The organism is Pseudomonas sp. S5D5 (assembly GCF_003013355.1).
GTDB lineage: Bacteria > Pseudomonadota > Gammaproteobacteria > Pseudomonadales > Pseudomonadaceae > Aquipseudomonas > Aquipseudomonas aylmerensis.
Genome location: NZ_PTEO01000001.1, coordinates 2,079,810 through 2,100,145 on the forward strand (window position 1 = coordinate 2,079,810; position 20,336 = coordinate 2,100,145).

Annotated in this window: 27 protein-coding genes; 14 read left to right on the forward strand and 13 right to left on the reverse strand. The window is 59.1% G+C overall.

Annotation, left to right across the window (positions count from 1 at the left end):
- Positions 1-78: 78 nt before the first annotated feature.
- Positions 79-1,818 (forward strand): OPT family oligopeptide transporter, encoded by a 1,740-nt coding sequence (locus C9990_RS09780; RefSeq protein WP_106803144.1) that lies wholly within the window; start codon positions 79-81, stop codon positions 1,816-1,818.
- Between the two features lie 10 nt (positions 1,819-1,828).
- On the opposite strand, the gene C9990_RS09785 is transcribed toward C9990_RS09780, so the two are convergent.
- On the reverse strand, positions 1,829-2,455 hold the full coding sequence (locus tag C9990_RS09785; RefSeq protein ID WP_106803145.1) for a LysE family translocator: 627 nt from the start codon (positions 2,453-2,455) through the stop codon (positions 1,829-1,831).
- Positions 2,456-2,596: 141 nt separating this feature from the next.
- Here C9990_RS09785 and C9990_RS09790 point away from each other — a divergent pair, with 141 nt between their 5' ends.
- The gene (locus C9990_RS09790; protein ID WP_065904430.1) at positions 2,597-3,223 is read left to right on the forward strand and encodes a glutathione S-transferase family protein; all 627 of its coding nucleotides are present in this window, start codon (positions 2,597-2,599) and stop codon (positions 3,221-3,223) included.
- 41 nt (positions 3,224-3,264) lie between these two features.
- On the opposite strand, the gene solA is transcribed toward C9990_RS09790, so the two are convergent.
- From solA to C9990_RS09805, 3 genes are all read right to left on the reverse strand, one after another.
- Entirely contained in the window at positions 3,265-4,449 is a 1,185-nt protein-coding gene (gene solA, locus C9990_RS09795) for an N-methyl-L-tryptophan oxidase (protein WP_106803146.1), read from the reverse strand.
- 182 nt (positions 4,450-4,631) lie between these two features.
- A complete protein-coding gene (locus C9990_RS09800) occupies positions 4,632-5,891 on the reverse strand; it encodes a hypothetical protein (protein WP_106803147.1) in 1,260 nt (419 codons plus the stop codon).
- 97 nt (positions 5,892-5,988) lie between these two features.
- A complete protein-coding gene (locus tag C9990_RS09805; RefSeq protein ID WP_065904434.1) occupies positions 5,989-6,339 on the reverse strand; it encodes a hypothetical protein in 351 nt (116 codons plus the stop codon).
- A gap of 95 nt (positions 6,340-6,434) precedes the next feature.
- Here C9990_RS09805 and C9990_RS09810 point away from each other — a divergent pair, with 95 nt between their 5' ends.
- Entirely contained in the window at positions 6,435-6,917 is a 483-nt protein-coding gene (locus C9990_RS09810) for a GNAT family N-acetyltransferase (protein ID WP_106803148.1), read from the forward strand.
- 13 nt (positions 6,918-6,930) lie between these two features.
- On the opposite strand, the gene C9990_RS09815 is transcribed toward C9990_RS09810, so the two are convergent.
- A complete protein-coding gene (locus C9990_RS09815; RefSeq protein WP_065904438.1) occupies positions 6,931-7,794 on the reverse strand; it encodes a LysR family transcriptional regulator in 864 nt (287 codons plus the stop codon).
- Between the two features lie 111 nt (positions 7,795-7,905).
- On the opposite strand from C9990_RS09815, the gene C9990_RS09820 reads away from it, so the two are divergent.
- Complete coding sequence (locus C9990_RS09820) at positions 7,906-8,514, forward strand: LysE family translocator (RefSeq protein ID WP_106803149.1); 609 nt, start codon at positions 7,906-7,908, stop codon at positions 8,512-8,514.
- A 12-nt stretch (positions 8,515-8,526) separates the two neighbouring features.
- Here the strand turns inward: C9990_RS09820 and C9990_RS09825 are convergent, their stop codons facing one another.
- The gene (locus C9990_RS09825; protein ID WP_106803150.1) at positions 8,527-9,063 is read right to left on the reverse strand and encodes a hypothetical protein; all 537 of its coding nucleotides are present in this window, start codon (positions 9,061-9,063) and stop codon (positions 8,527-8,529) included.
- Positions 9,064-9,173: 110 nt separating this feature from the next.
- Entirely contained in the window at positions 9,174-9,890 is a 717-nt protein-coding gene (locus C9990_RS32275) for a hypothetical protein (RefSeq protein ID WP_157955060.1), read from the reverse strand.
- A 247-nt stretch (positions 9,891-10,137) separates the two neighbouring features.
- On the opposite strand from C9990_RS32275, the gene C9990_RS09840 reads away from it, so the two are divergent.
- A complete protein-coding gene (locus C9990_RS09840; RefSeq protein WP_106803152.1) occupies positions 10,138-10,698 on the forward strand; it encodes a hypothetical protein in 561 nt (186 codons plus the stop codon).
- 115 nt (positions 10,699-10,813) lie between these two features.
- On the opposite strand, the gene C9990_RS09845 is transcribed toward C9990_RS09840, so the two are convergent.
- The gene (locus C9990_RS09845; protein ID WP_106803153.1) at positions 10,814-11,164 is read right to left on the reverse strand and encodes a hypothetical protein; all 351 of its coding nucleotides are present in this window, start codon (positions 11,162-11,164) and stop codon (positions 10,814-10,816) included.
- Between the two features lie 218 nt (positions 11,165-11,382).
- On the opposite strand from C9990_RS09845, the gene C9990_RS09850 reads away from it, so the two are divergent.
- Complete coding sequence (locus C9990_RS09850) at positions 11,383-11,676, forward strand: hypothetical protein (protein WP_106803154.1); 294 nt, start codon at positions 11,383-11,385, stop codon at positions 11,674-11,676.
- 655 nt (positions 11,677-12,331) lie between these two features.
- Here C9990_RS09850 and C9990_RS32280 read toward each other — a convergent pair.
- Complete coding sequence (locus C9990_RS32280) at positions 12,332-12,637, reverse strand: hypothetical protein (protein ID WP_157955061.1); 306 nt, start codon at positions 12,635-12,637, stop codon at positions 12,332-12,334.
- 444 nt (positions 12,638-13,081) lie between these two features.
- Between C9990_RS32280 and C9990_RS09860 the strand changes: the two genes are divergently transcribed.
- Positions 13,082-13,627, forward strand: coding sequence for a GNAT family N-acetyltransferase (locus tag C9990_RS09860; protein ID WP_065904464.1), 546 nt, complete (start codon positions 13,082-13,084; stop codon positions 13,625-13,627).
- Between the two features lie 484 nt (positions 13,628-14,111).
- On the forward strand, positions 14,112-14,480 hold the full coding sequence (locus C9990_RS09865; protein WP_106803155.1) for a hypothetical protein: 369 nt from the start codon (positions 14,112-14,114) through the stop codon (positions 14,478-14,480).
- A 34-nt stretch (positions 14,481-14,514) separates the two neighbouring features.
- Here C9990_RS09865 and C9990_RS09870 read toward each other — a convergent pair whose 3' ends face one another.
- Complete coding sequence (locus C9990_RS09870) at positions 14,515-14,850, reverse strand: hypothetical protein (RefSeq protein ID WP_065904467.1); 336 nt, start codon at positions 14,848-14,850, stop codon at positions 14,515-14,517.
- Between the two features lie 299 nt (positions 14,851-15,149).
- On the opposite strand from C9990_RS09870, the gene C9990_RS09875 reads away from it, so the two are divergent.
- From C9990_RS09875 to C9990_RS09900, 6 genes are all read left to right on the forward strand, one after another.
- The gene (locus C9990_RS09875; protein WP_106803156.1) at positions 15,150-15,572 is read left to right on the forward strand and encodes a hypothetical protein; all 423 of its coding nucleotides are present in this window, start codon (positions 15,150-15,152) and stop codon (positions 15,570-15,572) included.
- Between the two features lie 189 nt (positions 15,573-15,761).
- The gene (locus C9990_RS09880; protein WP_106803157.1) at positions 15,762-15,995 is read left to right on the forward strand and encodes a hypothetical protein; all 234 of its coding nucleotides are present in this window, start codon (positions 15,762-15,764) and stop codon (positions 15,993-15,995) included.
- Between the two features lie 66 nt (positions 15,996-16,061).
- Positions 16,062-16,361 (forward strand): hypothetical protein, encoded by a 300-nt coding sequence (locus C9990_RS09885; protein ID WP_065904505.1) that lies wholly within the window; start codon positions 16,062-16,064, stop codon positions 16,359-16,361.
- 70 nt (positions 16,362-16,431) lie between these two features.
- A complete protein-coding gene (locus C9990_RS09890) occupies positions 16,432-16,995 on the forward strand; it encodes a nucleotidyltransferase family protein (protein WP_106803158.1) in 564 nt (187 codons plus the stop codon).
- Positions 16,996-17,304: 309 nt separating this feature from the next.
- Entirely contained in the window at positions 17,305-17,745 is a 441-nt protein-coding gene (locus C9990_RS09895; protein WP_065904475.1) for a TspO/MBR family protein, read from the forward strand.
- Positions 17,745-18,668, forward strand: coding sequence for an alpha/beta hydrolase fold domain-containing protein (locus C9990_RS09900; protein ID WP_065904476.1), 924 nt, complete (start codon positions 17,745-17,747; stop codon positions 18,666-18,668). Before C9990_RS09895 ends, C9990_RS09900 begins: the two co-directional genes overlap by 1 nt.
- On the opposite strand, the gene C9990_RS09905 is transcribed toward C9990_RS09900, so the two are convergent.
- From C9990_RS09905 to C9990_RS09915, 3 genes are read right to left on the reverse strand one after another with little or no spacing between them, the layout of a single operon-like run.
- Positions 18,665-19,099, reverse strand: a complete 435-nt coding sequence (locus C9990_RS09905) for a DUF6678 family protein (protein WP_177410328.1) — start codon at positions 19,097-19,099, stop codon at positions 18,665-18,667. The two genes, C9990_RS09900 and C9990_RS09905, sit on opposite strands and share 4 nt — an antisense overlap.
- A 2-nt stretch (positions 19,100-19,101) precedes the next feature.
- The gene (locus C9990_RS09910; protein WP_106803159.1) at positions 19,102-19,788 is read right to left on the reverse strand and encodes a hypothetical protein; all 687 of its coding nucleotides are present in this window, start codon (positions 19,786-19,788) and stop codon (positions 19,102-19,104) included.
- 26 nt (positions 19,789-19,814) lie between these two features.
- Complete coding sequence (locus tag C9990_RS09915; RefSeq protein ID WP_106803160.1) at positions 19,815-20,216, reverse strand: hypothetical protein; 402 nt, start codon at positions 20,214-20,216, stop codon at positions 19,815-19,817.
- Positions 20,217-20,336 lie beyond the last annotated feature (120 nt).

Genomic DNA, 20,336 nt, shown 5'->3' on the forward strand with positions numbered 1-20,336 from the left:
ATGTTCGCCACCTGAACCTTCGGTGGATACAGGGCTCACTTGTTAGGTCGCCCTGTTCCCTTGCCGAAAGGAATCCGCATGCCTGCAACCTCGCCAACGCTGCCTCCGTGCGGCCCTGTCGAACGCGAACTCAGCCTGCGCGCCGTGATCACCGGGAGCGTGCTCGGTATCCTGCTGACGCCCTCCAATGTGTACGCCGGGTTGAAGATCGGTTGGTCGTTCAACATGTCGATCATTGCCCTGCTGGTCGGTTATGCCATCTGGCAAGGCCTGGCCCGGCGCACCGCCGAGCCACTGCCGTGGACGTTGCACGAGAGCAATATCAACCAGACCGTCGCCTCGGCAGCGGCGTCGATCATCTCCGGTGGGCTGGTCGCGCCGATCCCGGCCTACACGCTGCTGACCGGTAACCAGCTGGACGCGCTGCCGATGATCGCCTGGGTGTTCTCGGTGAGCTTCCTGGGGATCTGGATCGCCTGGTACCTGCGGCCCTCGTTGCTGAATGACAAGGCACTGAAGTTCCCCGAAGGCATGGCCACCCTCGAAACCCTCTTGCACATCTACAACCACGGGCGCGAGGCCGCGACACGCTTGAAGGTGCTGCTCGGCGCCGCGCTGGTGTCGGGGCTGGTGAAGTGGGTGGACACGTTTTGGTGGGCGATCCCGCGCTGGGCGCCGAGCGCATCGCTGGAGCGCCTGACCTTCACCGCCGACCCGTCGTTACTGCTGGTGGGGTTTGGCGGCATCATCGGTATTCGCGTGGGCCTGACCCTGTTGCTGGGGGCCTTGCTCGCGTGGGGCGGCCTCGGCCCTTGGCTTTTGGCGCAGCACCTGGTGACGTTGCCGGCCGACAGCAGTGGCCCGCAGTTCGCAGCGTTGGTGGAGTGGTTGCTGTGGCCGGGCGTGAGCCTGATGGTGTGTTCCACCTTGGCGTCATTGGCGATTCGCTTGTGGGCGTTGCGCGCCGCCACCCAGGCGGCGGGCGGGCGCACCTGGAGCGTACCCCGGCCAGGGCCGGCTGCGGGGTTCGTGTTGTCGATCGTATTGGTCGTGTGCCTGCAGGCGGTGTTGTTCGGCATCAACCTGTGGATGGCATTGTTGACGATTCCCTTGGCGATCTGCCTGGCCGCCGTGGCCGCGCGGGTGGTGGGCGCCACCGGTATTCCACCGATCGGCGCCATCGGGCAGCTGTCTCAATTGAGCTTTGGCATCGTCGCGCCCGGCCAGGTGCCGATCAACCTGATGAGCGCCAACACCGCCGGCGGCTCGGCCGGGCAATGCACGGATCTGATGAACGACTTCAAGGTGGGCAAGGCGATTGGCGCCACGCCGCACAAGCAGGTGATCGCGCAGATCCTGGGGATCTTCATCGGCAGCATCGTCGGGGTGTTCGCCTACCTGGCACTGATTCCGGACCCGCACGCCATGCTGCTCACGGAAGAATGGCCGGCGCCGGCGGTCGCCACCTGGAAAGCCGTGGCGCAAACCCTGACCCATGGCCTGGAGTCACTGTCCACCAGCATCCGCTGGGCGATCGCCATCGCGGGCCTGGTTGGCGTACTGCTGGGCATTCTCGACAGCACACTGTCTACCCAGCGGGCCCGCTACCTGCCCAGCGCTGCTGCGTTGGGCCTGGCCTTTGTGTTGCCGGCGTCGGTGTCACTGATGATGGCGCTCGGCGCCATCCTCACCTGGCTGGTGAGCCGCCGCTGGGCGAGTCTCACCGAACGCTTTGCCATTACCGCCGCCGCCGGGTTGATTGCGGGGGAGAGCATCACCGGTGTCGGCGCGTCGTTGTGGGCCATGATGAATGGCTGATCACGTCTGTCTAGCGCTGTTGCAGGGCGATTTTCAGCCCCAGGCCCATGAACAGCGTGCCGATGATCTTGCCTTCCCAGCGACGCAGCCGGGCCAGGCCTTTGATCATGCGGCTCAAGGGGCGAATCGAGAGTGAAATCAGGCTGGTGTAGACCGCGCTGAGTCCCGAGAAAATCAGGCCCAGCACCACGAACTGGAGCAGGGACGAGCCGGATTGCGGGTGGACGAACTGCGGCAGGAAGGCCAGGAAGAAAATCGCGGTTTTCGGGTTCAGCACCTCGGCGCCCACCGCCTGGAAAAACGCCTGCGTCGGCGTCACCTGCGGCAGGTCTGTCCGTGCGTAGGCGCTGGTCTTGGCCATGAACGCGCGCACGCCCAGGTAGATCAGATAACAGGCACCCGCCCATTTCACCAGATTGAACGCGGTGGCAGAGGTCATCAGGATCGCCGACAAACCCAGCGCCGCGCCGAGCGTATGGATCAGGTCGCCCGTGGCCACCCCCAGCCCGGTCGCGATACCGGCCTTGCGTCCGCCCTGGACGGTACGGGTGATCACCAGCAACACGGCAGGACCGGGGATCAGGAACAGGCCGATGACCACGGCTATATAGGTGACGAGCGCGGTGAGTTCAAACATGGCGAGCTGTCCAAGTGAAGGCAAGGCCCTCAGTTATCCTCAGGTTTGGCATGAATGCAATACTGTTTGATTCAGGGCACTCCACGGCGACGGCGTAGTCTTGTTCTAGACACCCCTCACTCTCGTCCTGCGGAGCTTGCCATGATCACGGTCCACCACCTCAACAACTCGCGCTCACAGCGCATCCTGTGGCTGCTCGAAGAACTGGGCCTGCCTTACGAGATCAAGCGCTACCAGCGTGACCCGAAAACCAACCTGGCGCCGCCGGAACTCAAGGCCATCAACCCGCTGGGCAAATCCCCGGTGATCGAGGACGGCGCGCTGGTCCTGATCGAGTCCGCCGCGATCATCGACTATCTGATCCGCCGCCACGGCGCAGGTCGCCTGCAGCCCGATCCTGCCACGGCCACCTACGACAAGTACGTGCAATGGCTGCACTTCGCCGAAGGCTCGGCGATGCTGCCGTTGATGCTCAACCTCTACGTCGGCCGCCTGGGTGAGGCGGGCGCGCCGTTGCACCCACGGATCGAGTCGGAGCTGGCCAACTACCTGGGCTATTTGAACGATGTGCTGGCGGATTCGCCTTACCTTGTCGGCGATGAGTTGAGCGGCGCGGATATCCAGATGAGCTTCATCGGTGAAATCGCCAAGGCCCAGGGCAAGCTCCAGGCCTACCCGAACCTGGCGGCGTGGGTGCAGCGCTTCCAGGCGCGACCTGCGTACCGCAAGGCTGTGGAGCAGGGCGGCGAGTACGCGTTTGCCAAATAAACTCAGCGCAGGCGAGGCCTATCCGCCTCGCCCCCAGCGCTTTACTGCGGCGCTAATGCCTGGCCTGCAAACCGCTTCAGCGAAAACGCCGACAGGTCCAGGTCGCTCGAACCGCGGATACACCACTGCGCAAATGCCTCGCCCAGTGCAGCCGAGTGCTTGAAGCCGTGCCCCGAGCACGGCGACACCACCAGGGTGTGCTGCAGCGTGGGGTGCTGGTCGATGATGAAATGGTGATCCGGCGTCACCGTGTAGGCACATACCGCCGACTTGACGACTTTGGACGTGACCCCGGCAATACGGCCTCGTACCTGCTGCGCATACATTGCCTGCTCCTCAGCGGCCGAGACCGTACGGTCGAGTGTTTCGGGGGTGGACGCGGTGTGGTACTGCGCCGTCGCAATCTTCAACGTGCCCTCGCCGGGCAATGCCGGGAAACCGTAGTTGGTATTGCCCTCGCCCTGGCCGTGCGTGAGGATGTAGGTCGGTGATTTCCCCACGAGGTCGGCCCCCGGCTCAAGCTCGAACCAGAACAGCTGTTGCCGATACACCTTGAGCAGTTGATCAAACGGCGCGCCAAGCAGGCCACCGGCCCAGTTGCCCGCACTCACCACCAACTTGTCGGCCTGCAGCGTGCGCTGGTCGGTGGTCACGGTGACACCGTGCTCATCCGCGCTGATAGCGGTCACGGTCTCGCCCTTGTACAACGTGGCGCCGTGCTGTTCAGCCAACCGGAGCTGCACCTCGATGCAACGCTCTGGCCGCACAAAGCCGCCGCCCGGTTCGTAGTAGCCGATGGCGCTGTCCGCCACGTGGGCGAATTGCGCAAAGCGCTGGCGAATCTGCGCCGCGTCCAGTACTTCATGTTCGATGCCGTAGGTGTTCGCCAGGCCAATGGTGCGCAAGGTGAAGTCCGATTCATCGCTGGGGTCGAAATCATCGCGGGAGGTCAGTACCAGCAACCCGGATTGTTCGAACAATGCCTCCCCCGACGCGGCCTCAAGCTCACGCCAGATACGGTGCGAGTTGCGCACGATGGGCACGTACTGGGCGCCTTCACCCACCGACAGCCGCGTGATGCGGGTGTCGCCATGGCTGGAGCCGAAGGTATGGGGCGGATGGTGACGGTCGATGCCGGCGACCTTTACCCCGGCCTTGGCCAATTGGTACACGGTGGCGGCACCCATGGCGCCCAGGCCGATGACCAGCGATTCATAACGTTCCACTGTCGATACTCGCTAGAGAGGGAGGGCGCTTAGTTGAGGGCAACGGCGGCTAAAACACAATGGGGGGCGGGATGTTTCAGGCCGGTCAATGTGCGCTTGGGCGAAACCGCGCAACGTTTTTGCGAGGTGCCGAGCTTTGCGTTGCCGGTGAACGGCTCACCGGCAACCGATAAAGCTGCCGGTCAGCGCACCACGTCCAACGCGGTAATTTCATTCACATAGTGAAATTCGCTCGACGTCGATTCCAGCGTCAGCGCGACGCCCAGGTCCTCGATGAAGGCGCGCGAGGTTTTGTAGTCGCCCTGGTCACACGCGAGCCGGATGGCGTCCCCGGTCAGCGTGGCAAACACCTGGCGCGCCGGGAAACGCTCGCCGACCTTGCAGGTCAACGTCGTGTCGTTCGGTTTGTCGGTGGGCTTGGCCGGCACATTGACCATGCTCAGGTGAGCTGTCAGCGTCTGGCCCGGCGTCCAACTGGTCGGCAGCTTCAGCTCGGCTGTGCGGGTTTGCAGGACCCGCCCGTCACCCACGCCGTTCATCTTCGATTTCAGCTGGATCAGGTCGGCCTGCATCAGCCGGTCGACGTTGAAGACCGGCCCGTAGACCTCGTTCTTCACCAGCAGGCCGCCCTCGGCCTTGAGCGTCACCGACGTCGGCGAATCCTCGCTGCCGTCGCCCTTCTTGGACAGATAGGTGTAGCTCAGCGTCTTGAACTTGGGTTGCAGCAACGGCGAATCGAGGCGTTGCAGCACGGCAGCCGGCACCTCGACATCGCCGAGGCTGGTTTCAACCTGGGTACGCGGGTAGTCGACCGGCGCGATGTCCGGTCGCAACATCGCCAGCAGCGCTGCGTTGACCCCACCCTGCACCGAGCAACTGATCCGCGACTGCGTGCCTTGCTTGCCTTCCGGTTCGATGATCAGCACGCGCTCGACATTGCGCGTGCCCGGCGCCTTGCCTGGCTGGGGCTTGATCGAGCGCCAGCTGTTGCCGACCTTGAGCTCGCTGCGCGTGTATTCGTGTTCGCCTTTGAACAGGAAATTCGGTTGGTCCAGCAACGGCGCCAGGCGCTGAGCCACTTCATCGATATTGCCCTGCGCAATGAAACCCCAGTAATAGTAGAGGCCCAGCGGGCCGAGGTCGGCGACCTCGTCGTTATAGGCCAGCAGTTTCAACCCGGCGATCGGCGGCGCGCTGACCGGCACGGCGTTGGCGTTGCGGTTGGTGCGATCTTTCACCGCGATCCAGGTGTAGTTCTTTTCCTGCTTGAGCGGCGCATAGGCCTGCCAGGCATCGCGATGGGTGTTCAAGCTGCTGAAGAAACTCGCGTCGCAACGGGCGAAGGCCTTGAGCGTGTCGGTCAGGGCGGCGTCATCGGCGTGGGCAAAGGACGGTGCCAGCAGGGCGCAGGCGAGGACGAGGGCGGACGCAGGCAACTTCATTGGGCGGGATTTCCGTATCGAGGCGGGGAGGTGGGCATTATCCAGAAATTGAGCGCCAGCGCAGTCAAAATGTAGGCGTTGTCGAGCGTGTCGCCTTTCAGCCCAGGCGTACACGCCAATCACCGCCGTGCTGCAGGCGGCATTCTTCTTCGCTGTCAACGCGTACGCAGCGGTCCAGGCGCACCGCGCCAGCTTCGGCAGCGGCCAGCGCAATGCCAGTCAGCTCACGCAGGCGCTGGTCAGTGCCGGCGGCGAGGGCCTGGTCTTTGCTGGCGCGGGTATCGAACACCCAGATCACCCGCAGGCTTTGGGGGAAGGCGGCGTAGTCGACGGTGTGGGTCAGCCACTCGAAGCCGGGGATTTCGGCTTTGGCGGTTTCGCAGGCGTCGGTGAGGGTGGCGACGAGGCGGCGTTCCAGGCGCGTGGCTTCGCGTGGGGTCAAGGGCATGCGGGGCTCCGGGATGTCATGTGTTTTTCACGAGGAGGTCCCAGACTAATGGGCTGGTTGCATTGTGCAAATCCATTTCAAGGAAAGTGCCCCTCATGGACGACGCTGTTACCTATCGACTTGCCACGCTCGATGACGCACTGAGCCTGTGTGAACTGGGGCAAGTGCTCTGCGACGTGCACCATGCCGCGCGGCCCGATATCTATGCGGCGCCCACCGAGGATTTTTCGCGCGATCTTGCCCATTGGTCTGGCCGGTTCGAAAAGGCGGGCCAGGTTGTCTTCATCGCGCATGCGGGCCTTGAGGCCGTGGCCTTTATTACCGCCAGCCTCTCAGCCAGCAGTGGGCCGCTGATGCAGCCGCAGACTGTCGCGCGCGTAGGCTCGGTGTGCGTAGCCGAAGCGTATTGGGGTCAAGGTATTGGCCGCCACCTTATGGGCCTGGTTAAAAACTGGGCGCTCGACAATGACGCGCAGGATTTGCGCTTATCGGTGTGGTCGTTCAATGAGCGTGCCGTGCGCATGTACACCGCGTTGGGGTTTGAGAGGCGTGCGCTGGAGATGGGAATGCGTCTGTAGCGCGGGCCGTCGACTACACCGGCGCCCTTAATGCGCTGATGATGAACGCGTGCAGGCTATTCACCGCCTTGGACCCGCGCGAGGCGCGGCTGCGCAGGATCGAAACTTCCATCGGCGCGATAGTGCCCAGGCCATGCTCGGCGCTCAACACCTGCAGCGATGGCTGCACGGTGCACTGGGTGATCGCGGCAATCGCGAGGCCGCCCTCGACGGCGGCCACCTGGCCGGCGAGGCTGGAACTGTTGTAGACCACCTTGTATTGGCGCCCCTGCTGGGCCAGTGAATTCACCGCGTAACGCCGCGCCAGGCTTTCACTTTCGTAGACCGCGATAGGCAGCGGGTCTCGGCGCCACAGTTCGAATTGCGGCGAGCCCACCCACACCATCGGCTCCTTGAACAGAAAGGTGCCGCTGTGGGACGAGTCGCGGGACACCAGCGCAAGGTCAAGATCGCCGCTGCGTAGACGCGGGATCAGCGTGGTCGACTGCTCACAGGTGAGTTCGATTTCGACCCCTGCGTAGCGCGGCGAAAAACGCTTGAGCACCGGTGTCAGGTAACTGGCGGCGTAGTCCTCTGCAACGCCGAGGCGGATGCGTCCGGTCAATGCCTCACCGTTGAAGGCCGCCTGGGTCTCGGCGTGCAGGGCAAGCATGCGGCGCGCGTAACCCAGCAGCGTCTGGCCGTCATCGGTGAGTTGCAGGTGCCGCGGGCCACGGTTCAACAGCGGGCGCCCCAGTGCGGCCTCGAGTTTTTTCATCTGCATGCTGACGGCGGACTGCGACCGGTTAACCTCCTGGGCAGCGCCAGAGAGCGACCCCGCGTCCACCACGGCGACGAAACATTTGAGCCAATCAATCTGCAGATCGCTGGACGGCATTGCGCTTACCTGTATTCGTTAATCGAATGGCTGCGACGTGAATAATGCGCTTTTCAGGGTGATTGTTCACTCGCAAGATAGGCGCTTGCCCCCTATTTGCAGGATCTGATCATGCCATTCGACACGTGGCTGCTGTACCTGGTGACCTGCTGCGGCATTGCCGTGGTGCCAGGACCCAATGCGTTACTGGTGCTCACCCATGGCGCCCTTCACGGCAGCCGCAGGACGTTGTTCACCATCAGCGGCGGCGTGCTCGGCTTTGCCCTGGTGCTGACGCTGTGCGCGCTCGGCCTGGGCGCACTGATCAAGGCCTCGGCCACCTGGTTCACGGCCTTGAAGGTGGTCGGCGGGCTGTATCTGATCTGGCTGGGGTTTGGCCTGTGGCGGTCGCCGCCGGTGAGCCTCGAGGCCACTGCGACACCAAGCCTGCGCCGCTGGCCGTTGTTTCGCCAGGGGCTGGTTTCGGCCCTCTCGAACCCCAAGGCATTGCTGCTGTTCACCGCGTTTATCCCGCCATTCCTCGACCCGCACCGCAGCATCATCGCGCAGACAGCCGCCATCGCGCTGACCTACGCCGTCGTGGAGTTCGTGGTGGAATACCTGGTCGCCAGCGCCGCGCACCGAGTGCGCCCTTGGCTGGCCCGAACCGGGCGCCGCTTCAATAAAGTCTGCGGCGGTTTTTTTGTGCTGTTCGGGCTGGCCTTGCCGGCGCATAGCTGAAGGTCGTTGGCCTTAGAAGTTGTCGCCCCATTTGCACAACTTGCTGTCGCCCAACGGTTCGAAGCTGAACGAGCGCGTGCCCACCTGCATTCTCTTGAGGATCACCGCGCAGCTACCAAGCCCGGCCGCCTGCAGTTCGTAGTCCGCGCCAGCAACAGGCACAAAAGTGAACATGTTGTAGCAACGATTGCCGATGTAATGAAATGCGATGGGCTGCCCGGCGGGCACCAGCAGCTCACTCTCCACGGTGGAGGGTAACTGCACGGCGGTGGGCTGCATGCCGAGCTTTTCACCGTTGCGATCAGCATAGCCGTCGCGCTGCGCCACCATCACCCCCGCGCCAGGCAGGCGAAAGTTGATGCAGTCCGACTTGGGCACGGCGCGGACCATGCCGTCGCTGATCACTCGTACGCGGGCGGTGTCGCCGCTGGTGGGCGACGAGTAAGGCGTGGAGAAGGAGCGGACATCCGTCAGCGCTCCACACCCGCTGAGCAATGCCAGCAGGCTGATTCCGACAAGCGAGTTAAGCGCGCGCGGCGATGTGTACATGAGGTGCTCCCTGCGTATTGACGGTCAAGAACGCCCTTTTTTCAGCGCAAAAGGGCCAGCGCGAAAGTGGCTGCACACACAGCAGCCATTGTGTACCAGGCCCGGTCGGCTTATTGCCCGGCCTGGCTGACAGGGGTCACGTTGCGGGTGTGATAATCGCCCGACGCGTCCTGGATGCAGTAATTGGTGGGAATCGGCTTTTCCTCGCCGACTTTCAACTCAACCACCTCATTGCGGCACGTTGTCTTGAATGTTTGCGACTGGAATGCCTGCCGGATTTCATAGTCGGCGCCTGCGCGTGGCACAAAACTCACGGGCGCTGAAGAGCAACTGGACCCGGACGTGACGAACGCCACAAACGCGATCAGCGGCTGCCCGGCCGGGACCACATGTTCATCGAAGTACCTGCGCGTCTCATCGATCTTCGCGCTGACCGGGGAGGGGGGCATGCCGATGACATTGTTCTGGTAGTCGGAAGGCCACATGCCGAAGATATCGCTGCTCTGACCGCTGGGCACGATACGCGAAGGATTCCATCCTTGCGGCCGTTCGCGGGCGGCCAGCGCTTTTACGTAAGTGTCGTTGAAATACTGCTCGCAGCTTTGGCCGGAGACAAAACCTGCGTAGGCCCCTTGCCCGCTGATCAGGCGGATGCGCGCCGTACTGGCGGGGTCGTACTTGGCCATCTCGGCCGGGTTCTGGACATCGGTTTTCTTGAAGGTGCAGCCCCCGACAGCCAACGGCACGATGAGCAACAGCCCCAGGCGTGCGATGACAGTGCCCAAGCCGGTATGAATTGATGAGCGCTTGCTGGCGTCCTGCTTCATTATTTTCTCCCTGTTAGTGGCGCAACCTTGGTGATGACGGGGTTTGGGCAGGCGTTTGCCTTCAAAGTTCGCGGGCTCGCATTGGATTGGGCAAAGAAAGCCGGGCGGCTGCCTTTTTCCCCTGCCGATGTGTCGCGCTTACAGTTCGCCCTGTTATTCTGATTCAGCAATCCGGGGTGTAGATAAGATGCCATACGGCATTAAGCGACAGGAATGTCGGCTAATTGATGGTTAGGGAAAACTGAGTATGCGTCGCTTAATAGCCCATGGGTTTGTGTTTGTCAGCATTGCGATACTCTGTTCCGGCTGCACGTCTTACTCGTCCCAGCCGACAATCAACGCACCCGCTGCACCCGAAACAAAAGAAATCATCCCCAGCTTCAGTTACGCAATAAACTCCCCATGGAAAGCCAGTCGCTTCGGCAAGGACGCCTACGCAGCGACACTCAAGGTTATTCCCGATGCACAGGATACGAGCTCCAGCCTTGCCGCCCCGAGCCTGCCGGCATTGGAAATAAAGATCTCGGAGTTTTCATCTGGCGGCGCGTGCGGACAAGAGTACTTGACGGGCCTGAGCCTGGGCTTGATCCCCAGTTGGTGTACGCGGACAAACCTTTTCAAGTTTGATTTTATATTGAATAAGGATCAGCGCTTTTGCAGGCAGAAAACCTACTCGATCAACTCCACGTCGTTTTCACATCTCACCATGATTCCGTTTGCACTCTTCAATACGGACAATCAGCCATTGACCCTCTATCAGGCGGCGCTTAAAGATTTCCTTCGGACAGGTCAATGTGCGACGCCTTGAGCGGCTGCGGCTACGAGAGGGGCTCATACCAAGCGTTGGGGCGTTCGAAATCAGGTGACCGGCAGCTTCTGGCCAATACGCCCGGCTAGCCACTAGGGGCATTGATGAAGTCAGGTCAGGCATATCCCGGCGGAAGGCGAGTTGCCACTTGCTCCCAGCATCTTCTGATTTCTTTGATAATGCTGCCGTCACCCTGTTTTTTCGTAGAGACCTCACACACCGACAAATGCTCTAACAGCCACTCATCTGTCCATCCCGCCCATTCACCTGCAATGGATTTGAGGTTTGCTTCAAGTGCCGGGAAAACTTCACCCCATAGGATGCTGTGAATTTCCTGGGGCGAATAGCCTGTTTCCACGACTACGCGAGCGACATAGTCAAACGTCGAGTCGGTGATCTCTGTATCGAGGAAAAATTCTGAAAGTGCCTGCCAGATCTTCAGGCGGTTTGTGTCGACAGTTTCCATGCAATATCCCGAAGCTGGACGGCGCCCGGAGGCCAGAGGGTAGGGTAGCCGAAAAAGCGTTTAGACGGATATTCGGTGTCAGGACGGGCTGCTTTAGATACAAAGCGGCTTGTCGTGAAGGGTAGCAATCGGCCAGAAGCGGACCTTCATTTTAGACGCATTCATTCGCCTATAGCGGCCTGTAGTAGAATGCGGATTTGAACAAAAGAAGCTTCATCATGGATGTTCACGCACTTGAAGAAAGCAGTGTCTTATCGATCACAATGGACCAAGCCCATCGCTATTTCGAGATGGTTGTCAGACTGGATGACGGGTCCAGAAACAAGCTGATGGCGTGGAACGCGGACGGCACTCAGCTATCTATCAGGCTTGGCGCTCTTAAACTTCAAAACATCAGCGAACTCGGAGAGCTTGAAGGGATAAATATCGTTGATAATGTTCTATCCCTTGAAGGCGATTTTGGAGATATAACGATCACAGCCACCTCGATTTTGATTGAAAAGCTGATGTAACTACCGTGCGGGAGGCTACTTCGAGCTGAATGCTAACCGTCACGGATGTCTGATTGTGGCCGATAACTGACTTTCTGATTGGAAAGGCCGAGCTGGAAGGGCTGATAGGCAGCTAGTACGCTTGAGTATCTCTAATGATAGGAACCTGACATGGGACATGATTCCTCGTTGCAGATCGAACGCGCCGCTTATGAGGAGTTCGTTCGGCTGTGGAGTCAGGAAGCTTCGAGCATCAGCGACTGGGCCAAGCGTTTTACAACCACTTCAATCTACACAAACTCACCGATCAGGCCGGATTACACGGTCTATATGAGACCGACGGTGATAAAGCCTCACGCTTGATCTTGAGGCTTTTCCACCTTCACTGAGTGGCAGCTGTCGACCCTAAGCTGCCCTTCGCGAAAGGCGGCAATCGGCCAGAAACAGACGTCCATAGACGACTGTTTCCGACCCATAGCAACCCTTCGGGGAGGGCAAAAACCGGCCCTGCAGGAGAGATCTATTAATTTCCGACGCGAACGTCCAAGCCTTTACGGTAATGCTTTGTTTTAATTATCCGTTTCTTGACCGCCATAATTACTATTGCGTGAGAACAATGTTGTCTGCGGCCATTGGATGCCGCAATGACGCAATGCGACCTCCAGCGGTTGCTCCACTATATATGCTCCAAATATTCTATGGAGACCTCTCCACCGATGTAAGGGCCGTCACCACCACAATCCATTGCCGGCTCGTCAAAATTAACCCAGGCACTGGTGATAACTCTTTCTTTGCCAGCAATAGTTCGCTGAGTACTAGTGAATGCCACCTCGCCATCCAAAGCTTCTTTTACAAATTCTGGTGGTAACGAAATTACTCCAACTCCACCATTGGGCCACCACGGGTGCGGCTTAATTTTTACTCTATCACCATCTTTATACTTCATATATTTTTGACCATGTTGCCGACTTTGATTTTGCATTTACCATTCGGTTAATGGGCGGGCGTTAATCCGTCCCAGTGAGCATAGCCAAAGATTTTAGCGCATTTTTATGTCTTGCTGTTTTTCGTTGATCTTGCTGGTCAAAAATAGTGCGCATGAATAGTTAAGTCGAATGCACATGAGCACGAGCCCGTGCAATTCCCCGCCGGTGATCCGAAAATGGCGGAGAGAAAATTCTGAATCGCCCCTGATTTTGTAGAGCATTGAATGACCACTTCTGGCCGACAGCGGTCTGTCACGAAGAGTTACTCCCGGCCAAGAGCTGCCTTTCAGAAAGGCCAGCTAACGAGCTGTTACTCGGAAAATAACCCCGTCTCCTTTCCTACAGCGATGGCTCCATCATTCCCCGTCACATTGGATCTTTCTTTATCAAAGTGCCGCTCTAGACTGGCTCCTACCCCTTGGCCAATCGGAAACAAACCCATGTCCGCCCCCGACTTCGACTGCCAACCCGATCTGTGCGGAAGTACCCTGAGGCTTAGACCTCTGGCGGGCAGTGATTTTGAAGGTATGTTTCAGGCTGCGGCTGATCCAGACATCTGGGGCGGTCATCCCGCCAGGGATCGCTATAAACGCGAGGTTTTCGAGGCGTACTTCGCCTCTCTACTCGCCACGAAGAAGGCGCTCGCCGTCATTGATATTGCCTCGGGGGATATCGTTGGCACATCAAGCTACTACACGCCGCCGGATTTACCGAACAGCATTGCCATCGGTTTTACATTTCTGGTGCGTGCGAAATGGGGAGGCAATTCCAACCGCGAGCTTAAGCAGTTGATGCTGGAGCATGCATTCATGGCTTACGACATCGTCTATTTCCACATAGCGACTACGAACATTCGTTCGCAAACGGCCACGATGAAGTTGGGTGCGGTGCACTTGTATGATGCCGAACTGAAAATATCCGCCGCGCCTGCCTTGGCGAAGTGTTACGGACTAACACGCGCTCAATGGAGGACGTCGCGGGGGTGAAAGGGGCCGTCACTCATCTCTGGATGTACCAACCCAAAACCTGCGACTCGATGCCTCCGGCGAATGTCCTTGCCCCTAGCCCCCCACGGCCGATGCCGACGTGTAGGAGAAACCCGGCGCCAGTCACCAGGATGTAGTTGCTTCCATGTTGGCATGTGGTGAAAAAAATGGCTCCGGCGTTGATCCCAAGGCCAGCTTCCAAGAAATGGCCCGGCGATTTGTATGTATGAAGCGTGCGGGCTATACCCGGCGTGACGGTTTCGACATCTATGCATTGCACCCCATGGAGCCGTTGAAGGCCTGTGAGTCGGTGCAATGAAGCCTATTGAAAACCCCGTAGGCTGAATCGCCCCCTGTATCTAGAGGTGCATCCAGCTGACTGCTTTCACCCAGGGTGTGTGAACACATTGCCGATGAATCAAATAGCGTAGACAAACAACCTCAGGTCTTTCACATTCCATCTAAAGCGGCTCAGGAAAAAGACATGCCTTCACGTTTGGCCTCCAGCTACCCAGATATTCAACATGCACTGGACGCGATCATTCCAAGCAAAAAAATGGACGTGGCTACTCGTATTGTCCTCTGGGCGGCGAGTGACGCCGGGCTAGATCCAGCCGAAATCATGGTCACGCTATCAAAGCTGGATCCAGTGCTGTTCGACAACCTTTGTTCTGAGATGGAGTTGCAGTATTTCAAGCTCTTCGAGCTCGGAGATGAGATGCATCGAGTGTTTTTCTGTAAGGCTCGAGCCTACAGCGCCAGCGCTTGGTTGGCTCGTGAGGCACCCGGCGAAGCCATTTACGAGTCGATCTTTGCCACCGATAGACCCGTTGTTATTGCTGATTTTTTGTAAAAAAGAACCTCCCAATCCTGCCCGATGGCGTCGTCTACATGGATTTAACCGATACCACATCCACGTACTTGTACTTCTTCCTGGCAGCCTTCACAGCCTCCTGCTCAGCAAGCAACGAGCTCAACGTATCGGCCTCGTGAATCAACTCGATCATTTTTCCCTCAAACTCGTTTCCAACACGCAACGTGACCCTCAGCCTGGGCGTAAATGCTTTCGCCACCTTCTTTTTGGCAGCTGGAGCGACCACGGGTTTCGCGGGCACAACGTCTTCCACAGGCGCCTTTACTAGAGGAGCAGACACCTGCTCTTCGGGCTGAGGCGTACCAAATAGGGCACGACGCATTTCTTCTTCAGTTAATTCAGTGTTCATAGAACATCTCAAAGGGGGCGGTAATCAGCTCGATGTATTCTACTAGGATGGCTGCTCCAGCGTGTGCTCTGGAAGCCTGGGTGACCACTGTGAATTCGGGCTACGTGCTCGCAATATTTCAGCGTGGTAACGGGTGTGCAGCCTATATTGCACCCGCACGGGCGGGTAAGTTTTAAGCTTGTCACAGCGATGAGGGGGAGTTGTGCGTATCTTTTCCCGTCGGAGTTTCCCTGACAAGCTGCTCCTCCACCTATAGTCAGGTACGATCCTGACGACTCATCAACAACTGAGATCGTGTCATGCAAGATGGCTGCTGGCCCTTTCATCTCTTCGGTGCCAATTTCGCCACTGAAGCCGAGGCGCAGAAGTTTGTGTTTGAACATTGGGAGCCAGAGCCGCCTGAAGGCGCGAGCGAAGCCGAGTACGATGTGTGGGAAGAACGCAATCCAACCTGGCGACTGGCGGAGGATCTTGGGTTCTACATGGATTCAGACTTTGTTGAGCTTGCCGGCACTCCAGAAGACGTCATAGCGCAAATCCGCAGTCAGTCCGAAAGAGCGCTGATCGTCTCCAAGGCAGGAGAATTCACGCATTTTATCATTGTGGGTTTGAATGCCATCTGGGGCGACCGTCGTTCGACCTCTTCCCAAGTAGAACCGCTGGTGCGCTTGCCGCAGAGCACTGGAACTATTTCATATCTCGGTATGTTCAACTCAATTTGACTGCCAGAAAGGGCGCGTCCGTGGTCGGACAGTTACTGCGGTATACGACTGAGTGTTTTTGGCCCGAAGCCGGTTCACAAAGGACAGAAATTGGCCGAAATCAGCCCCTTTCTCCCCCATCCGGTCTACCATGCCACCCCCGGCAGTGGTTCCACGCGCTACCGTTCTCTTTCCTTAAAGGTACCGCTCATGACCATCGACCAGATCTCCCTGCCTAAAGGCGTAGGTCCCCACGCCACCAAGCTCCTCGACGCCATCACTGGCGCATCCACCCATGAAGAACTCAACCGCGCCGGCGGCAAGGCCGAGGGTTTTGTGTTGGGGTTGGAGTCCGCCAAGGCCATCAAGAGCCAGATCGCCGAGTCGTTGTATGTGGCTTACGATGACGCTGCCAGTCACCGCGCCAGCGAGTTGAAGGGCTGATTTTCAGGGACACTGCGCGCGCACGTCCGCTAGACTGGGCGCCTTATATTTCAGGATGAAATGCTTATGCTTAAAGTTGTCGTCGCATCACTGCTGTTGAGCGCGTCCGTCTGTGTTTCGGCGGGGACGAGCGTTGATGTCTCGAAGATTTACGGCAATATCCAATTTGTCGATAGTTATCCCGACTATAAGGTCAAGGTGGTGAACAGCTACCCCGACCTCAAGGTGCAGCAGGTCGATCACTATCCTGACTCCGCCGGCAAATGGAAAACGGTCGATCACTACCCCGACTACAAGATCCAGATCGTCGATCACTACCCCGACTTCACTATTCAGTACGTGGATCACTACCCTGGCGTTAACTGAAGGCGACGCTGCCGGCCGCTCAGTCACGAAAAGCCAACGGTGAAGGGTTGTTGATCACCCAGGAGTCTCCATGACATTGACCGTCGAAACCCTGCTCGAACTGGCCATGGCCAACCCCATCAATGCCGAAATCATCGCGCGTCTGCCGGCCCTGGGCCTGGATCAGTGTTTTCTGACGGCGGGTTGTCTGTTTCAGGCGGTGTGGAATCATCAGTCGAACCTGCCTGCAGATCAGGGCGTTAAGGACTACGACGTTTTCTATTTCGACACCGACCTGTCCTACGAGGCTGAGGACAAGGTCATTCGTGCGGCCGAGCAGTTGTTCCAGGACCTTGGCGTTCATGTCGAATTGAAGAACCAGGCGCGGGTGCACCTGTGGTATGTGCAGCGCTTTGGCCGGCCCTATCCGCAATTGCACACGGCCAAGCAGGGGATTGATCGCTACCTCGTGGCGGGCACCTGCATCGGCGTGGAGATTGCGACGGGTGAGGTGTATGCGCCTTACGGGCTGGAGGATGTGGCGCAGGGCGTGCTGCGGATCAATCCGCTGCATGCGGAGCCTGAGTTGTTCGCGCAGAAGGCCAGGAGTTATCAGGCACGTTGGCCGTGGCTGAAGATTGTGGCGCCTGGCTAGCGTGAGTGTGGCGGTGATGCTTGTACGGTGTGGGTCGGTAGGACGTGGCGATCCCTTCGCAGCCTCGCAGGGGCTCGACAGCTCTCACAGTTGATCGTGGTCACGGCTGAAATCCCATCTTTAGACATACTGGAATGCAGCAGCACAGCAGCCCCTCTGTAGGAGCTGTCGAGCCCCAGCGAGGCTGCGAAAGCGGTATGTCAGGCGATAAAGGTACCCCGCATTGCCAGTGCCCATCTGTATATCGGCAGTGAACTTTTACCCGTGTGCGACACGTCCAAGCTTGAAATGCTCAGCCAAGGACCGACCATGACTTTCTTCATCTTCCTGCTCGCCTGCGCCGCCGCCGCCAGCACCGGCATTATTTTCAAGCCCGGGGCCTGGTACGACTCCCTGGTCAAACCCGGTTTCACCCCACCCAATTGGTTGTTTCCGGTGGCGTGGACGATCATCTACCTGCTGCTGGCCTGGGCAGGCTATCGCCTGAGCCTGATCCCCGGCAGCCAGGAAGTGCTGGCGTTGTGGGCGGCGCAGATCGCCTTGAATACGCTGTGGACGCCGGTGTTTTTCGGCGCACATCGCATCCTCGCCGGGATGGTGGTGATCGTGTTGCTGTGGATCACCGTGGCGACGATGGTGGTGCTGGCAGTGCGCCTGGACTTGATCACCGGGTTGATCCTGTTCCCTTACCTGGCGTGGCTGTGTGTGGCGGCGGCGCTGAACTTCTCGATCCTGCGGAATAACCGTTGATGGCCTGCAAACCTTGGCCTGCCAGTGAGGCTGAACTGGCCCAGATGCGCCGCTTCAATCAGAAGCTCGCCTGGTTGCCGCGTTTCAAGATCCGTAATCGCGTCACGCCGCGCTTGATCCAGGCACTGCTGCGCGTCAGCCAGACGCTAAAGAAGGCGCCAGACGCAGAGCGCAAGCTTGTAGGATCGGTGCCCGTGCGCATTCTGCGGCCGAGCGGCAAGCCCAAGGGCGTGGTGCTGGATATCCACGGCGGCGGTTGGGTCATCGGCAATGCGCAGATGGACGACGACCTCAATCTGGGCATGGTCAACGCGTGCGACGTGGCGGTGGTGTCGGTGGATTATCGGCTGGCGGTCGACACGCCGGTCGAAGGGCTGATGGATGACTGCCTGACGGCCGCTCGTTGGTTGCTCACCGACGATGAGTTTGCCGACCTGCCGGTGATCGTCGTCGGCGAATCGGCCGGTGGGCACTTGGCTGCGGCGACATTGCTGGCGTTGAAAGAATGGCCGCAATTGCTCCAGCGAGTGAGCGGGGCGGTCTTGTATTACGGTGTCTACGACCTGACCGGTACCCCGAGCGTACGTGCGGCAGGGCCCGATACGTTGCTGCTGGACGGGCCGGGCATGGTCGAGGCATTGCGCATGCTGACGCCGGGCTTGAGCGATGATGAGCGTCGGCGGCCGCCGCTGTCACCGTTGTATGGCGACTTCGAGGGCTTGCCGCCGGCGTTGATGTTTGTCGGGGAGCTGGACCCGTTGAAGGATGACACGCTGATGCTCGCTGAGCAGTGGCCGGGCGCTGAGGCGCATCTGTTGGCGGAGTCGGCGCATGGGTTTATTCATTTTCCGGTGGCAATGGGCGCGGGCGTGCTTGCCTACAGCCGAGGGTGGATTACCCGGACCATCGAGGTTTCGTCTTAGGCAGGCGGAAAGTCTTCGTAGGATTTTGGAAGGTAGCCCCAAATCCTTAGCACATCGGCTTGCACTTCAAACTCGAAGCCAATTCGCGCGACGACTGTCGATATTTCTTCGGTATGGTCGATGTATTTTTGTGGCAGCAGCACGCCCAAAGAGGGCGCCAGTTCCCACAAGCCGATGTCGAACCATTCGACATACGCAAATGGAAATGGAAGGTGGTAAAACCATTCCACATCCCAATCCGAGCGTGGGCCTTTGATGGATTTGGAGCGATAGGACGGGCGCCAACCAGGGCGTTGGCGGAAGTGACTGATCAGTTCGTTCCACTTGGTATTGTTTGCTGCGCCTGCCAGGTTTCTCGCCGCGACCGTGGCGTGGATAATCTTGCGATTTTTATCGTTCTGGCGCGCGTCGGCCATTGGCAGTTCAGTCATCTTCAGTCCTTTTTGTTCGTACCCACGACTGTGACCTTACTGGCACCCAGTTCGGTCAGCCTTCCGTCGAGTGCCTTGAGCAGTCTGATCGAGCCGGCATCGTATTCCTTGAGCTGACGGCTCGCGGTATCTCTGTCGCTATTTACCGCAAAAATCAACTCCATCAACCCATCAGGTTTTCCGGCTTTGATGTCTTCGTCGATGATGTCCTGGGTCACTGTCATGCTTCGTACGGTGTACTCGGTATCGGCCGCGAGCTTCTGGAGGTTATAGCGCCTGACTGCCGGGTCTCCCTTATCATTGCCTGTGTGGGTCGGGCCCATGGGGACGTCGTCCAAGTCAATCAGCGTATCGGCCATGTCTTTGCCGAAGTACCGCTCCAGCTTGAAGTGCTGAACAATCATTCTCTGATGCCAGCGGCGCTCGAATGCCATGTATTCGCGCCATGGGCCTTGGGAGAACTCTTTCCACCCGGTTTCATGTGTTGCGCTGATCAACTTGTCCAGCGCGTTGTAACCATCATCCAGAATAGCCACGGTTTCTTGCACCGTGTTTTGTGCCGCGTCCAGAAATTGGCTCGCCTGCGCCCGCGCCTCTTGGCGTGATTGCAGGGCGTAGGTACCGGCCAGCGTGAGTAGGGAAGTCAGGACAGCGGTAACAACCGCGGTCACAAGAGAGTTTTCAGCCATCAGGATGCTCCATTTCAGCCAGGTGTTCAGGCGCTAATCGTCTGCTCGTACGAGGCGCTCATCAGTGTGCCGCGCTCGCCCCACGCCTCTTGCGCAAGATCCTGGATAATCTCCTCCAGTGTCTCAATGTTTGTCGCAGCGGCGCTGATGCATGCCAGGCGTCCGGGCGACCAATCGATGACGTCACATTGAGGGTACTTGGCCAACAGCGTCGGCAGGGCTGCCTTCGGCGACTGCGTACCGGTGTACATAAAGTCAAAATACGCCTCGGTGGTGTCTTGCAGCGGGTACACCAACACCCAGGCATCCGGAGGGTTTTGGAGCCACAGGGTGACGTAACGGTGGGCCCATTCCGGCCCGTCTTCGGTCATGTGGCGCAGCACGTCGATGATCGACCGGCAGCCGAGGAGGGGGACGGAGGAGGACATGGGCCGTTCCTGTTGTAGAGGTGGCGCGCAGATATACCACGCCACGCCGTCCGGCTAAAACGATCCCCTTTTTCCGACAAGCCGGGTAACCTCTCGCCTCCCACAATCAAGCCAAGGAAA

Excerpts from the sequence above, each read along its gene's own strand:
- C9990_RS09780 (WP_106803144.1), top strand. The coding sequence starts at position 79 with ATGCCTGCAACCTCGCCAACGCTGCCTCCGTGCGGCCCTGTCGAACGC.
- C9990_RS09785 (WP_106803145.1), bottom strand. The coding sequence starts at position 2,455 with ATGTTTGAACTCACCGCGCTCGTCACCTATATAGCCGTGGTCATCGGC.
- C9990_RS09790 (WP_065904430.1), top strand. The coding sequence starts at position 2,597 with ATGATCACGGTCCACCACCTCAACAACTCGCGCTCACAGCGCATCCTG.
- C9990_RS09800 (WP_106803147.1), bottom strand. The coding sequence starts at position 5,891 with ATGAAGTTGCCTGCGTCCGCCCTCGTCCTCGCCTGCGCCCTGCTGGCA.
- C9990_RS09805 (WP_065904434.1), bottom strand. The coding sequence starts at position 6,339 with ATGCCCTTGACCCCACGCGAAGCCACGCGCCTGGAACGCCGCCTCGTC.
- C9990_RS09810 (WP_106803148.1), top strand. The coding sequence starts at position 6,435 with ATGGACGACGCTGTTACCTATCGACTTGCCACGCTCGATGACGCACTG.
- C9990_RS09815 (WP_065904438.1), bottom strand. The coding sequence starts at position 7,794 with ATGCCGTCCAGCGATCTGCAGATTGATTGGCTCAAATGTTTCGTCGCC.
- C9990_RS09820 (WP_106803149.1), top strand. The coding sequence starts at position 7,906 with ATGCCATTCGACACGTGGCTGCTGTACCTGGTGACCTGCTGCGGCATT.
- C9990_RS09825 (WP_106803150.1), bottom strand. The coding sequence starts at position 9,063 with ATGTACACATCGCCGCGCGCGCTTAACTCGCTTGTCGGAATCAGCCTG.
- C9990_RS32275 (WP_157955060.1), bottom strand. The coding sequence starts at position 9,890 with ATGAAGCAGGACGCCAGCAAGCGCTCATCAATTCATACCGGCTTGGGC.
- C9990_RS09840 (WP_106803152.1), top strand. The coding sequence starts at position 10,138 with ATGCGTCGCTTAATAGCCCATGGGTTTGTGTTTGTCAGCATTGCGATA.
- C9990_RS09845 (WP_106803153.1), bottom strand. The coding sequence starts at position 11,164 with ATGGAAACTGTCGACACAAACCGCCTGAAGATCTGGCAGGCACTTTCA.
- C9990_RS09850 (WP_106803154.1), top strand. The coding sequence starts at position 11,383 with ATGGATGTTCACGCACTTGAAGAAAGCAGTGTCTTATCGATCACAATG.
- C9990_RS32280 (WP_157955061.1), bottom strand. The coding sequence starts at position 12,637 with ATGCAAAATCAAAGTCGGCAACATGGTCAAAAATATATGAAGTATAAA.
- C9990_RS09860 (WP_065904464.1), top strand. The coding sequence starts at position 13,082 with ATGTCCGCCCCCGACTTCGACTGCCAACCCGATCTGTGCGGAAGTACC.
- C9990_RS09865 (WP_106803155.1), top strand. The coding sequence starts at position 14,112 with ATGCCTTCACGTTTGGCCTCCAGCTACCCAGATATTCAACATGCACTG.
- C9990_RS09870 (WP_065904467.1), bottom strand. The coding sequence starts at position 14,850 with ATGAACACTGAATTAACTGAAGAAGAAATGCGTCGTGCCCTATTTGGT.
- C9990_RS09875 (WP_106803156.1), top strand. The coding sequence starts at position 15,150 with ATGCAAGATGGCTGCTGGCCCTTTCATCTCTTCGGTGCCAATTTCGCC.
- C9990_RS09880 (WP_106803157.1), top strand. The coding sequence starts at position 15,762 with ATGACCATCGACCAGATCTCCCTGCCTAAAGGCGTAGGTCCCCACGCC.
- C9990_RS09885 (WP_065904505.1), top strand. The coding sequence starts at position 16,062 with ATGCTTAAAGTTGTCGTCGCATCACTGCTGTTGAGCGCGTCCGTCTGT.
- C9990_RS09890 (WP_106803158.1), top strand. The coding sequence starts at position 16,432 with ATGACATTGACCGTCGAAACCCTGCTCGAACTGGCCATGGCCAACCCC.
- C9990_RS09895 (WP_065904475.1), top strand. The coding sequence starts at position 17,305 with ATGACTTTCTTCATCTTCCTGCTCGCCTGCGCCGCCGCCGCCAGCACC.
- C9990_RS09900 (WP_065904476.1), top strand. The coding sequence starts at position 17,745 with ATGGCCTGCAAACCTTGGCCTGCCAGTGAGGCTGAACTGGCCCAGATG.
- C9990_RS09905 (WP_177410328.1), bottom strand. The coding sequence starts at position 19,099 with ATGACTGAACTGCCAATGGCCGACGCGCGCCAGAACGATAAAAATCGC.
- C9990_RS09910 (WP_106803159.1), bottom strand. The coding sequence starts at position 19,788 with ATGGCTGAAAACTCTCTTGTGACCGCGGTTGTTACCGCTGTCCTGACT.
- C9990_RS09915 (WP_106803160.1), bottom strand. The coding sequence starts at position 20,216 with ATGTCCTCCTCCGTCCCCCTCCTCGGCTGCCGGTCGATCATCGACGTG.